This is a genomic window from Kaistella polysaccharea (assembly GCF_020410745.1).
GTDB classification, from domain to species: Bacteria; Bacteroidota; Bacteroidia; order Flavobacteriales; family Weeksellaceae; genus Kaistella; species Kaistella polysaccharea.
Map to the genome: position 1 here is coordinate 2028667 of NZ_CP084528.1, position 13197 is coordinate 2041863.

The following is a 13197-nucleotide window of genomic DNA, read 5'->3' on the forward strand; positions in this document are numbered from 1 at the left end:
AGTTTTTCACAAACAGTAAAGGAGCATTTTTAGTGCTCCTTTTTTTATTTCCAATTTTTTACTATTTAAAAAGTCGTCCCACAATTTTACCAATCTCCACAAAATCGTTGGCATTCCCGATATCGCGGGTATCTTTTCTGTAATCCCATTCTTTCTGATGAGCGGGGTATATCAAAAGAAAATTACGATCTCGGAAATTCTCATTTAGAGAGTCGGGTAAACGTTGCATTTGTGGAAGATAAGAAACCATAGTTCTTTGTGCCATAAACATAATTAAAGCATCATTATCTTTCATTTTTTCGAATACTTTTTTGATTTCAGTCCAATTATTAAAAATAATAAAACGGGCTTCAATATTGTATTTTTTCCGGATATTTTCAATGACCGAAATCGTTTCGGCAGTTCCGTAAAATTCTATTTTTGAACCTGAATTACGAGCGATATTCCAAACTTTTAATAAAGAATGGAAAAATGTCGGTTCTTTCTCCGCATTTTTGGGTAAAATTACAAAGTAGCGCTGAATGGTAGAAGCAGGTTGGATGGCCTGATAGACCAAAACATTAGCAGTATTGTTCTTAAGATAACCGCTGTAGAGATTGTAAACAAAGCTGGGCGAAAATCCTTTTTCACTAGAGATGGCAATGAGTAAATCGGTGATGTCATATTCTTTAATAACATTAGAAATTCCCGACATTACATCGGTATCATAGCGCGTAAGTGGCGTAATTTTAATATCTGTTGCAGCACCATTTCGTACAGCTAAGCCAAGAATTGTTTCCGCGTTCTTTTTTGATGAATCATTTTTTACTTCATTAATGATGTTTACCGCAAACAAGTTTTCTCTTGCACTTTTCGACCGAAGAAGGAGCGCCAAACTGGTCAGTGGATCCACAGTACTCGTCTCGTTAATTGCCATTAAGAAATTTTCGGTTTCCGGATTTGATTCTGCGAGCGTATTTTCATTGTCTTGTTTTACGAGTTCTTCTGCGTTTTTCTGGGTGACAAAGGAGGAAATTGTACAGGAAACTAAAATTAATAGAATACTTCCATTTAATACACTTTCGTCCAATAGTCGGATTGGTTCGCCCAAATCTGTTTCGCCGATGATGATATTATATCCAACGGTTACCGTTGCCAAAGTAGCTGCAGCAGAAGCAGAACTAAGACCGAATATAATTCCACCTTCGGGTTTGGTATAAGAAAATGTTTTCTGCGTAGCAATCGAGGCCAAATATTTACCGCCAATTGAAATAATCATCATTAAACCTGCTACTTTAATCGTTTCAAAATCTTTGAAAAATACCGTAAAGTCAATGAGCATTCCCACACTGATCAAAAAGAAAGGAATAAAGATGGCGTTACCCACAAATTCTACACGGTTCATTAATGAGGAAGTATGTGGAATCAATTTATTCAGCGCCAGTCCCGCGAGAAAAGCACCAATGATGGCTTCAATGCCCGCAAGTTCAGCGAGCAACGCCGCAAAGTAAATCATGACAAGTACAAAAATATATTGCGAAATCTTATCACTTACTTTTTTGAAAAACCAACGCGCAATCAGCGGAAATCCAACAAGAACTGCTACAGCGAATAGTACGATTCCTACAGATAGTTTTGTCCAAAATGCGGCATTAACTTCTCCCGTGGTCATCCCGACAACAATTGCCAAAACCAGTAATGCCATGATATCGGTAATTACGGTTCCTCCGACCGTAACATTTACTGCACGATTTTTCACCACGCCGAGTTTGCTGACCAGAGGATAGGAGATTAAGGTATGAGATGAAAAAAGACTGGCGAATAAAAAGGAGGTGAGCCAGTTATATTCCATTATGAAATGTGCCGCCGCAATACCGAAAACAAAGGGAATGACAAATGTATAACCCCCAAATCCCAGACTTTTCCATTTGTTCTTTTTAAATTCGGCCAGATCAATTTCTAGTCCGGCTAGAAACATGATGTAAAGCAATCCTGTTGTACCGGTTACAACAATGCTGCTGTCTCTTGTCAACACATTAAAACCGTTTGGTCCGACTACAGCTCCTGCGATGATGAGACCGAGAAGATGAGGAACTTTAATTTTATTTAAGAGAAGAGGTGCTGAAAGAATGATAATCAGGACTACCAAAAATTTAAGAACCGGATCTTCGAACGGAAGATCAAATTGTGCTGTTAGAATTGTAAGCATCATTTATTCTTTTATTTTTTCTAATTCAACAGAGAATTTAGAGATGCAGTTGGTGCCTATTAATTCACGGTTACCTTTTATTCTACCAATCGTTTCGTTTGGGAACTGCAGGGTAATTTCAGATTTATTAAGATTTGAAGTGGTATTTTCGGAATTTAATTTTATCTCAGAACCCGTAAATTTTGCCTTGTAACTCCGTTCACCACCACTTTTATTGATGATCGTTAAATTCTGTTTTGAAAATATCCAAATGTCGTTTCTCTGATCGCCGATGACATTTTCAGGACAGGTAGATTCTGTACAAATCATCTTGCCATTCCATTTTCCAATAACATCATCAGGAATCGGATTCGTAATAATACTGTCTAGGGAAGTGCTTTCTGCCGCGTTTTCTAAACTGTCGCGAAGTACTTTTAGAGTTTCATAGTCCTGCTTTTTTGCGGCAAATTCTTTTTCTCTTTTCAGTAAATTCATTTCTCTTTCCTTCAGCTGATCATCTTTTTTAAGATTGTCGCAAGAAATAAAGCAAAGACCGAAAAGGAAGAGGATAAGCGGGTGAAATTTCATAAGTAAATGATTTGGATTTGTTCTAAAATTATAAAAAATATTCCGGAATTAAAAAATCCCGGAATATTTAAATTTTAGTAGAAAGTATTTTATTCTTTCATCTTCGCAATGGTGTCGATACCACCTTTAGTCTTTTGACCTATTTTGCAGGTGATTTCAGAATCCAAAGGCAAAAAAACATCCATACGTGAACCGAACTTTATAAAACCAAATTCGTGACCAGCCTTTGCATCATCTCCTTCTTTACATTTAAAAACAATTCTACGGGCAACATAACCCGCGATCTGCCGAAAAACTACAGTGTGATTCGTCAAACTCTGCACAGCAATCGTAGTTCTTTCATTATGAGTAGAAGATTTCTCGTGCCAGGCAACTAAATATTTCCCTGGATGATATTTTTTATAAATTACTTCACCCGAAACCGGATAACGGCAAATGTGAACATTTAAAGGAGACATAAAAATAGAGATCTGAAGTGCTTTCCCTTTTATAAATTCATTTTCTTCAACTTCTTTAATCATCACCACTTTACCATCTACAGGAGAAATCACATTTTCTACGTGATTTAATATTTCCCGGTTCGGAACCCGAAAGAACCAAAATACCAAGCCATAAATAATGAGCATAGGTATGATGATGGCCAATCCCCACATTTCCAACAAATAAACCGATAATATACTGACAACAGCGAAAGAAATGCTGGCGACAATCAGTGTACCTTTTGATTCTTTATGAAGTTTCATATTTAAAATAATTTTTCTAAAATAAAGTACAAATATACGACAGGAGCACAGATAATAAAGCTGTCTAACCGATCTAAAATTCCGCCATGGCCTGGAATAATATTTCCGGAATCTTTTACACCGAAAGTTCGTTTAAGTTGACTTTCGACTAAATCACCGAGAGGTGCAAATACCGAAACTAAAAATCCTACAATAATAAAATTCCCTCTTAAATCAGGATAATTAGCCTCAATAAAATAACCGAGAATGAGGGTGAAAAAAACGCCACCTGCAAAACCTTCCCACGTCTTTTTTGGAGAAATCTTCGGCGCCATTTTATGTTTTCCAAAAAACTTTCCGGTGAAGAATGCGAAGGAATCGCTGCTCCAAATTAAAACAAACAGAAAGAAAACCTCTAATGTAAATGTTTGATCAACCATCGAAAATTTTGGCAGACCTAAAGCAAAGCTAAAGGGTAAAGCGGTGTAGATAACGGTAAATATTAACTTTCCATTATCGTAATAAAGTTCTTTTGAAAATCGGAACAGGGTAATGACTGCAATCGCGATGAGCGAGAGCGCCAAAATTTCAGATAAATTAAAATTAAAATAAAAGCCGTGCTGAAAATATCTTTTAGAAAACCAGTAAAATACCAGTATAATTAAGGGGAAAACTAGCCACTTTTCCCAGCTTTTTGGGTCAAACTTCATCAGTCTGATACATTCCCAAGCTCCAACGAATATAAAGAAAGTAATTAATCCGTAATAAAGATTCTGCTGTTTTACAAGATCGGGAGATATTGAATTGATCCATTCTGAGCCGAGTGGTGTGGTACACATGATGACCAAAAAACCATATAAAGCACCACCGAAAAGGCGTAGAATTAAATTTTTATCCAAAATTTTTTAATTAAAAGTTGATTAGAGATTTTTGGTAGCGGGATTTAGAAAAGATCGTTTTTAATCTTCCAGCAAAAGTAAGAAAAGTTTTGTATTATCCTTATTAGGAGTGTCTAATTTTGAGTTGCTGCCACTAATCGAAGTAAGATTTCGAATATTTCCATTTCGTTTAATTTTGCTCATGGCATCGTTTAAATTGGTAACGATCTGAGAAACATTTGCCATAATCACAATTTTTTCCGGTAAACGGGAAGAATGGTAATGAAGAATATTGTTGTGGGAAAGCATTATTCTACCGTCGAAGGCGATTAAATATTCACAAGTGATAAAAGCGCAATCGTTGAAAAGTTCTAATTGTGGCGTATAAGGAACATCCACAACATTCAGAAAGTTTTTTAAATCGTGATCCCAACAGAAAACCGATTTTACCTGCTCAATTTTGAGAATATGATTTAAAGTATTGAGCGCTTCAGCCTCGTCAGCACAATAATTAAAAAACCCGCCGGAATGGGTGAACAATTGGGCAAACTTGTAATCTAGGTCAGCATTTTTCAGCTGATCTCCAAGTTTAACCAAATCCTGATCATCATCGTCCTCAGGTTGATTTAATATTTTCCCGACCAATTTTTTAAATAGACTCAATTTCGAATTTTATAAGATTGTTCTACAAAAATAAAAAATATTTCACGAAACAACCAATTTTATATAAGAATCCTGACTATTTCTAGCGAATAATAATCAGGATTTATAATTTCTTAAAGTTGCGTTCCCGATTCAGGAGCTATAACTACAGCTTCTTCCTCTGGATTTTCTTCCTTATGTACATTAGAGACAGGGTGTTCCGTTAATTCTGGGTCCCAAGCTCTTTCCCCAAATACCTCTTCTAAATCTTCCCGGAAAATTACTTCTTTTTCTAGAAGTTTAGCAGCCAAAGCATCTAACTTATCTTTATTATCTCCTAAAATCTGTAGCGCCCTTCTGTACTGTGTTTCAATAATGTTAGAAATCTCTTCATCGATCATTTTTGCAGTTTGTTCAGAATAAGGTTTTCCAAAGCTATATTCAGACTGGCCTGTACTGTCATAATAAGAAACGTTACCTACTTTTTCATTCAGACCGTAAATAGTTACCATCGCCTGTGCTTGCTTTGTAACTCTTTCTAAATCTGAAAGTGCACCCGTAGAAATATTCCCAAAAATGGTTTGTTCTGCAGCTCTTCCACCTAAGGTAGCACACAATTCGTCGTACATTTGTTCTGTAGTCGTTAACTGTCTTTCCTCAGGAAGATACCAAGCTGCTCCTAAAGAACGGCCTCTTGGTACAATGGTTACTTTTAATAGTGGAGCGGCATGTTCAACTAACCAAGAAATTGTTGCATGACCTGCTTCATGATAGGCAACTCTTCTTTTTTCAGAAGGTTTAATGGCTTTATTTTTCTTTTCAAGACCACCGATTATTCTATCGACAGCGTCCAAGAAATCTTGCTTTGTTACGGCCTCATGTGCATTTCTGGCTGCGATTAAAGCAGCTTCATTACACAGGTTGGCGATATCAGCTCCACTAAAGCCTGGAGTTTGCTTGGCTAAGAAATCACGGTCAATGTTCGGTTCCAGTTTAATTTTAGCCAAATGCACATCGAAAATTTCTCTTCTTTCGTGCAATTCTGGCAAATCAACATAGATTGACCGGTCAAATCGACCTGCTCTCATCAATGCTTTATCTAAAATATCTGCTCTGTTGGTCGCAGCCATGATGATAACGTTGGTATCTGTACCAAAACCATCCATCTCTGTAAGAAGTTGATTCAGGGTATTTTCTCTTTCATCATTTCCACCAGTCATATTTCCTTTTCCTCGCGCTCTACCAATGGCATCAATTTCATCAATAAAAATGATCGCCGGTGATTTTGCTTTTGCCTGGGCAAATAAGTCACGAACTCTGGACGCTCCAACTCCTACGAACATTTCTACGAAATCAGAACCTGAAAGGGAGAAGAAAGGAACCTTTGCCTCACCAGCAACGGCTTTTGCCAATAGCGTTTTACCTGTTCCCGGAGGCCCGACTAATAATACTCCTTTTGGAATCTTACCTCCTAATTTTGTATATTTTTCAGAATTTTTCAAAAAGTCTACAACTTCCTGAACTTCTTCTTTAGCACCTTCTAAACCAGCGACATCTTTAAATGAAATGTTCACTTTGTCTTTCTCATCAAACAATTTAGCTTTTGACTTACCGATGGAAAATATTTGACCACCAGCGCCGCCTCCGCCTCCGCCCATCATCTTGCGGAAAATAACGAAGTAGAAAAGTGCCATTATTGCGATCCAGAATATTGCAGTGAATAAAAGTTCAGTCATCGGGTTTTTCCCCATTCCGTAATCTTTCTTCGTTACAATTGCTGGATTTTCTTTTTTAATTGAATCAAATTTTTCTAAGAAAAGTTGAAGATCTCCAAAGCTTAAAGTATAGTCAGGTTTGGGTGCGAAATCGAAAGCTGAAAAAGGACTTCTTTCTTTCTGAACCTCTTTTGTAGCAACTTCTGTTTTCGCTGCTTGGGTTAGAAAAACATCTGCTTTTTCGGTGTCTTTATAGATCAGTACATTATCAACTTTGCCTTGTTCCATCAGTTGGTAGAACCCATCTTCATCTATAGCATTGGTGTCGTCACCATTCATATTAGAAAAGAAAAAGAGCAGTAGTGCTACTATTACGATAGGGAAGAACCAGTTAAATCCTTTATTGTTATTCATATCTTTTATAAAAATTTTGACGAAATTTTATCCCGTCAAGTGCTTTAATTAATTTTCAATTTTAGTAATTAACGCGTCGCCCCAAAGTTCTTCTATGTCATAGTACTCCCGGGTTTCACGTTGGAAAACGTGTACAACTACAGATACATAATCCAGTAAAACCCACAGATTATTTTCTGTGCCTTCTACATGCCAAGGTCTGTCGTGCAAGTCGTTTCTAACTTTTTTTTCGATATTTCCAGCAATTGCGGAAACTTGTGTATTCGAGTTACCGGTACAAATAATAAATGTTTGTGCAACGGAATTCTCTATTTTTGATAAGTCGAAGATCATTACATCTTCCCCTTTTGTATCTTGTATTGCTTCTACGATTTTGTCGATTAGAAGGTGTTTTTCTGGAATGTTATTCATTAAAAATTTTGTATAATCTGCAAATTTATTGTTTTTTTATTTAAATAGTCTGAAATTTACCGCTTACAACTCTTAAAGTTTTCATAAATGACCAACTTGTTTTATCTCCCAGAATGTTCTTCTACACAGGATGAAATTAAACAATTTGTGATTTCTGAAAATCCGACGGAAATCGCGGTGTACACTTTTCATCAAACTAAAGGCAAAGGTCAGTATGGAAATTCCTGGCAATTGGGTGAAAATCTTAATATTGCCTATTCACTTGCAATTCCAACGGCTTCGATTAACCTTGCAGATCATTTGCTCAATTTTCGTACCGCTGAACTTCTGGCAGAATTTCTCGCCAATTTGACCCAAGATCCTGTTGCTATTAAATGGCCGAATGACATTATTATCATAAATAAAAAAGTTGCTGGTTTACTCATTGAAAAAAAAATAATGAATAAAGTTTCTTATTTTGTTGTAGGAATCGGTCTTAATGTTTTGCAGAAAGATTTCGAAACTCTCTCGAAAGCTGGATCTTTGCTTACTCAAACGGGAATAAATCACGATTTACATTCTTTGGCGGAAAGGTTGCATCATTATTTGGTTCAACATTTTAGAAGAGAAGTTTCTGCGGAGAACGTTCTCCAGAATCTCAATGATAAGTTATATCGAAAAAATGAAGTTTCTGTTTTCGAGATTGAAGAAGTCAGACAAAATGGCATTATCGAAAAGGTAGATCAAGCGGGATATTTGTGGGTAGATTTAGAACACAGCGGTTTACAGAAATTTTTTCACAAAGAAATTCAGCTTCTTTACTGATTGGCGCGCTTGAAATAAAGAAACAAAGCAATCGGTCCAAATACCAAATTAGGAATCCACATTGCTAAAAGTGGAGTTAGTGATTTGTTCTCGGAGACCACCTTTAAAACTTCGAAGGAAAATACGAATACAAACGCTAACGAAATTCCGATGGCGAGATTCATTCCCAAACCGCCGCGTTTCTTTTGGGAGGATAGAGACAATCCTAAAAAGGTAAGAATAATTACAGATACCGGCATCGATGTTCGCTGGTGAAGCTCATTCAAATAAGTATTGAGATTCGCATTGCCCTTTTCTTTTTCCCGATTGATGAATTTTAAAAGTTCGGGAGTGGTTTTATTTTGGCCCAGTAAAACATCAGGAAAAAGTTCCTCTGGCGGAAGTCCGAAATCTTTCGTCATTGAGTTTCCGCTTGAAAGTTTCTCGGTATCGTTTTTCAAAAATGTTTTTTCCAAATAATTACTCATTGTGAAATGCTTTTTATCGGGTTCCCAATAAAAATCTGCCGCATTCAACTGATAAATTAAATTTCGTTTTTTATCGAATTTCTGATAAAGAAAGCCCGATCCGCGTTTGTCTTTTTTATTATAACTTTTAATGAAAATATATTCAGTTTTTGAAAGCTGTGTAGAAACTTCTGCACTACCTGTAAATTCTTCCCGGTTTTTTGCGCTGTAAGTATAAGGTTCTAATTCATTCTTTTTAATGTTTGCCAACGGCAAAACAAAATGATTAATCAATAAAGCTGCAATAGCAATCGCTCCAGAAGTAATTAAATACGGTCTTGCAAAACGATGAAAACTTGCACCTGAACTGATGATGGCTACGATTTCAGTATTATTGGCAATTTTAGAGGTGAAGAAGATAACAGATATAAAAACCAAGATCGACATAAAGGTGATCACCAGATTCACGATCCAATACGGATAAAAATTAATGAGAAATTCGCTTACCGTAAAGCCGTTCGATTCGATACGTGGCGCTTTTGCCTGAACATCAATAACCAAAACTATAATACTCAAAAGACCCAGCATAAACCCAAAGGTGCCGAGGTATTTTTTGATGATATAGAGATCGATTATCTTCATGAACTAAAAAGGCTGAATTTTAAAGTCGGTTTTTCAGATTAGGAATTATAGCATCTTTCCATTCGTAGAAATCTCCAGCCACAATATGCGCTCTTGCAGCGCGCACCAAATCTAAATAAAAGGCCAAATTATGTACAGAAGCAATTTGCTTTCCTAAATATTCTTTTGAGGCGAAAAGATGGCGCACATATGCTTTTGAATATTCTGAATCCACATAGCTCGTTCCCAGTTCATCCAAAGGTGAGAAGTCGCTTTTCCATTTTTCGTTTTTCATATTCATAACGCCGCCCCATGTAAAAAGCATGGCGTTACGCGCATTACGTGTCGGCATTACGCAATCCATCATATCAATTCCAAGCCCTATTGTTTCCAAAATATTCCAGGGCGTACCGACACCCATTAAATAACGGGGTTTGTCTTTTGGTAAAACATCGGTTACTTCATCTGTAATTCTATACATTTCTTCTTCCGGCTCGCCAACAGACAGGCCGCCAATTGCATTTCCCACCGCATTTTGTTCCGAAACAAATTCTGCAGATTTTTTTCTTAAATCAGAATAGCAGGAACCTTGAACAATAGGAAAAAAAGCTTGTTTGTGACCGTACAACTCCGGATTTTCTGCATTCCATTTAATACATCTCTTTAACCACCGATGTGTAAGATCCATTGATTTTTTTACATGATTGTATTCAGCAGGATAAGCGACACACTCATCAAAGGCCATGAAAATATCGGCACCGATTTGTCGCTGAATTTCCATTGATTTTTCTGGAGAAATAAAATGTGTACTTCCATCAATATGAGATTTGAATTTTACACCTTCTTCATTTAATTTTCTTGATTTAGACAAAGAAAATACCTGATAACCCCCGGAATCTGTAAGGATTGGCAAATCCCAATTCATAAATTTATGCAATCCGCCGGCAGCTTGCATCACTTCCATTTTCGGGCGAAGGTTAAGATGATAGGTGTTTCCTAAAATAATCTGCGCTTTTATATCATCTCTTAACTCTCTTTGGTGGACCGTTTTCACCGAAGCCACGGTGCCAACAGGCATGAAAATCGGCGTTTGAATTTCTCCGTGATCGGTTGATATAGTTCCGGCTCGCGCTTTTCCGGTTGTCGTTTTATTAATTGTAAAAAATTGGGACATAATTTATCTTGCAAATACTGGGACGTTTTTGTTTTCTTTTAATTTCTTTTCGATATACTTTTTGGCAGCTGGATCTTTGTCTAAAATCATATTCTGGGCATCAAGTAAGACGCCTTCAATTTCGCCAGTAGCGGTATAGTATTTAAAGCTTTCAGAAAAAGCTGTTCCCGTGGTTTTATTTTGTTTTAAGGAATAACGCGTGGCATTATCCAAATTAAGGTTTTCAACGACCGACATCAATTGTTCATTCATAGCGAAATCTGCAATTAGGGCCGACATTGTTTCTTTTGGGACTAAATTCTTTGGCGGATCAATTAATTTCTCGCAGGAAAAAAGCAAAAGTGCGAAAAATATGTAGAATAATTTCTTCATAATTTTCCGATGAGGGATTTCCATTTTAAATTTAAAACGCCAAAAACGGCCTCGTGAATAATTCCGCCATTCATCTTGCTGGTTCCCAGTTCTCTATTGGTGAAAATAATCGGTACTTCTACAATTTTGAATCCTTTTTTGAAGGCTCTAAATTTCATTTCGATTTGAAAACCGTACCCTTTCAATTTGATATTTTCCAGACCAATTTCCACTAAAACTTTGCGCGAAAAGCAGACAAAACCCGCGGTTGTATCATGAATGGGAATTCCAAGAATGGTGCGCACATATTTTGAGGCAAAGTATGAAAGTAAGACTCTGCCCATGGGCCAGTTTACGACATTTACGCCTTTCGAATAGCGGGAACCAATGCTCATATCGGCAGATTGACAAGCCTGAAATAATTTATTTAAATCTTGAGGATTGTGGGAAAAATCAGCGTCCATTTCAAAGATGTAATCATACTCATTTTCCAAAGCCCATTTAAACCCGTGAATGTATGCTTTTCCAAGACCATCTTTTACTTTCCGAACGCTCAGAAAAAGACCTTCAAGATGCAAGTGCTGCATCTTTTTTACGGCTTCGCCAGTACCATCAGGTGAGGAATCATCGACCACCAAAACATGAAAATCCTCCTGCAGTTCGAACACGGCAGAGATTATATTTTCTATATTCTCAATCTCATTATAGGTAGGTATGATGACCAGTTTTTTCATCCAGAAAATTAATGTGCAAAGATAAACTTTTCCGCCGTTATTTTTTCAGTTTTACATTTTGCACATTTAAGGAGTTAGATTGTTAATTATTGGTGAATTACCTTTAATATCGCTACTTTTGCAAAAAAGTATTTCTTGGTTAGAATAGTACAGCAGAATGATTGGGTAGCCTTCATTATCACAGGTTGCATTTTGCTTTATATTTTTATGTTGCTTTATTTGCACCGGGATTCTTCGGTGCGGGTTTTTCTTCTGCAGAAGTTTGAAGATTCTTCTAATAATTTTCTTACGTGGTTGATTATCAGTGTTGTATTTGTGTTATCATTGGCAACTTTAATCTCTCAATCTGTTCCTGTCGTTCCGGCAGCAATTCGAAAGTTATCGCTTTTTGGGTTTGAATTAAATAAATTTGGATTCACGCTGTGGGTGATTTTTTTATTCTATTTTATTAAAAGTTTACTCACTTATATTTTCTTCTCGGGTACCGGAAGCGGTAGGAAATGGCCGTATTTTCAATTTACAGCTTCGAAGTTTTACTTTACCGTCTCTTTGCTTTTAATGGTTTTATGTATTTACCAGCATTACTTTAAAGTTGATTTATTGCAGCTCTATAATTATTACTTTTTCGGATTTTTAATGATTTTTTTATTAAAAATACTGCTGTATCTCTTTTCACCACAGCATATTCTTCCCATAAAATGGTATTATAAATTTTTGTATATTTGCACCCTCCAAATTGCCCCTGTAATTGCCCTTTGGAGCGTATTATATTTTTAATAAATTTTGATGATGAAAATTAAATCTATACTTGTTTCTCAACCTGCTCCCAACGAGTCTTCTCCTTATCTAGAAATGGCTAAAAAAGAAAAAATCAAGATTGATTTTAGACCTTTTATTCATGTAGAAGGCGTTGATGCGAAGGATTTGAGAACTCAAAAAATCGATTTATCGCAGTACACGGGTATTATATTTACCAGTAAAAATGCGATTGATCACTTCTTTCGTTTAGCCGAAGAGATGCGTTTTGCAGTCCCAGATTCTATGCGATATATTTGCCAGTCGGAAGCGATTGCAAATTATCTGCAAAAACATATCGTTTATAGAAAAAGAAAAATTTCTTTCGGAGAGAAAAACTTCAGTGATTTAATTCCGCTTTTCAAAAAATTTCCGTCAGAGAAATATATCTTACCTGCATCCGATATTTTAAGTCCAGATATTCAGAATATTCTAGACTCATCTGGAATTGACTGGGTTAAAGCTACAATGTATAAAACGGTAAGCAGCGATCTAAGCGATATCACAATTCATGATTACGACATGTTGGTCTTTTTTACCCGTCAGGGAATTAAATCGTTGCGAGAAAATTTCAAAGACTTTACTCAAAACAGCACAAAAATTGCCGTTTTTGGAGCAACTACTGAGCAAGCAGCAATTGACGCTGGTTTACGTGTAGATGTGATGGCGCCAAGTAAAGAATCGCCGTCGATGACAATGGCTATAGAAAAATATATTAGAAATTTAGAAAAATAA

At 36.4% G+C, this 13197-nt stretch carries 14 protein-coding genes; 3 read left to right on the forward strand and 11 right to left on the reverse strand.

Annotation, left to right across the window (positions count from 1 at the left end):
* Positions 1-61: 61 nt before the first annotated feature.
* The 7 genes from LC814_RS09520 to rsfS all read right to left on the reverse strand — a co-directional run bounded on the left by LC814_RS09520 (position 62) and on the right by rsfS (position 7537).
* On the reverse strand, positions 62-2191 hold the full coding sequence (locus LC814_RS09520; RefSeq protein WP_226063699.1) for a cation:proton antiporter: 2130 nt from the start codon (positions 2189-2191) through the stop codon (positions 62-64).
* Complete coding sequence (locus tag LC814_RS09525; RefSeq protein WP_226063700.1) at positions 2192-2755, reverse strand: hypothetical protein; 564 nt, start codon at positions 2753-2755, stop codon at positions 2192-2194.
* Positions 2756-2844: 89 nt separating this feature from the next.
* A complete protein-coding gene (locus LC814_RS09530) occupies positions 2845-3498 on the reverse strand; it encodes a phosphatidylserine decarboxylase family protein (RefSeq protein ID WP_226063701.1) in 654 nt (217 codons plus the stop codon).
* A 2-nt stretch (positions 3499-3500) separates the two neighbouring features.
* A complete protein-coding gene (locus LC814_RS09535; RefSeq protein ID WP_226063702.1) occupies positions 3501-4376 on the reverse strand; it encodes a phosphatidate cytidylyltransferase in 876 nt (291 codons plus the stop codon).
* A gap of 60 nt (positions 4377-4436) precedes the next feature.
* Complete coding sequence (locus tag LC814_RS09540) at positions 4437-5018, reverse strand: LUD domain-containing protein (protein WP_226063703.1); 582 nt, start codon at positions 5016-5018, stop codon at positions 4437-4439.
* A 113-nt stretch (positions 5019-5131) separates the two neighbouring features.
* The gene (gene ftsH, locus LC814_RS09545; RefSeq protein ID WP_226063704.1) at positions 5132-7126 is read right to left on the reverse strand and encodes an ATP-dependent zinc metalloprotease FtsH; all 1995 of its coding nucleotides are present in this window, start codon (positions 7124-7126) and stop codon (positions 5132-5134) included.
* Positions 7127-7174: 48 nt separating this feature from the next.
* Positions 7175-7537 (reverse strand): ribosome silencing factor, encoded by a 363-nt coding sequence (gene rsfS / locus LC814_RS09550; RefSeq protein ID WP_226063705.1) that lies wholly within the window; start codon positions 7535-7537, stop codon positions 7175-7177.
* A gap of 87 nt (positions 7538-7624) precedes the next feature.
* Between rsfS and LC814_RS09555 the strand changes: the two genes are divergently transcribed.
* Positions 7625-8341, forward strand: coding sequence for a biotin--[acetyl-CoA-carboxylase] ligase (locus LC814_RS09555; protein ID WP_226063706.1), 717 nt, complete (start codon positions 7625-7627; stop codon positions 8339-8341).
* Here LC814_RS09555 and LC814_RS09560 read toward each other — a convergent pair.
* Genes LC814_RS09560 through LC814_RS09575 form a run of 4 tightly spaced genes read right to left on the reverse strand, consistent with a single transcriptional unit; the run spans position 8335 to position 11667 of the window.
* Positions 8335-9429, reverse strand: coding sequence for an LptF/LptG family permease (locus tag LC814_RS09560; protein WP_226063707.1), 1095 nt, complete (start codon positions 9427-9429; stop codon positions 8335-8337). The two genes, LC814_RS09555 and LC814_RS09560, sit on opposite strands and share 7 nt — an antisense overlap.
* Positions 9430-9448: 19 nt before the next feature.
* Positions 9449-10582 carry a tRNA guanosine(34) transglycosylase Tgt gene (gene tgt, locus LC814_RS09565; protein WP_226063708.1) on the reverse strand — a complete coding sequence of 378 codons (1134 nt, stop codon included), beginning with the start codon at positions 10580-10582 and terminating at the stop codon, positions 9449-9451.
* Positions 10583-10585: 3 nt separating this feature from the next.
* Positions 10586-10954, reverse strand: coding sequence for a DUF4296 domain-containing protein (locus tag LC814_RS09570; RefSeq protein WP_262903707.1), 369 nt, complete (start codon positions 10952-10954; stop codon positions 10586-10588).
* The gene (locus tag LC814_RS09575) at positions 10951-11667 is read right to left on the reverse strand and encodes a polyprenol monophosphomannose synthase (RefSeq protein ID WP_226063710.1); all 717 of its coding nucleotides are present in this window, start codon (positions 11665-11667) and stop codon (positions 10951-10953) included. The genes LC814_RS09570 and LC814_RS09575 overlap by 4 nt, the downstream gene beginning before the upstream one ends.
* 135 nt (positions 11668-11802) lie before the next feature.
* On the opposite strand from LC814_RS09575, the gene LC814_RS12555 reads away from it, so the two are divergent.
* Both LC814_RS12555 and LC814_RS09580 read left to right on the forward strand, forming a co-directional pair.
* A complete protein-coding gene (locus LC814_RS12555; protein ID WP_511190240.1) occupies positions 11803-12444 on the forward strand; it encodes a DUF4271 domain-containing protein in 642 nt (213 codons plus the stop codon).
* Between the two features lie 12 nt (positions 12445-12456).
* Positions 12457-13197, forward strand: a complete 741-nt coding sequence (locus tag LC814_RS09580) for a uroporphyrinogen-III synthase (protein ID WP_226065810.1) — start codon at positions 12457-12459, stop codon at positions 13195-13197.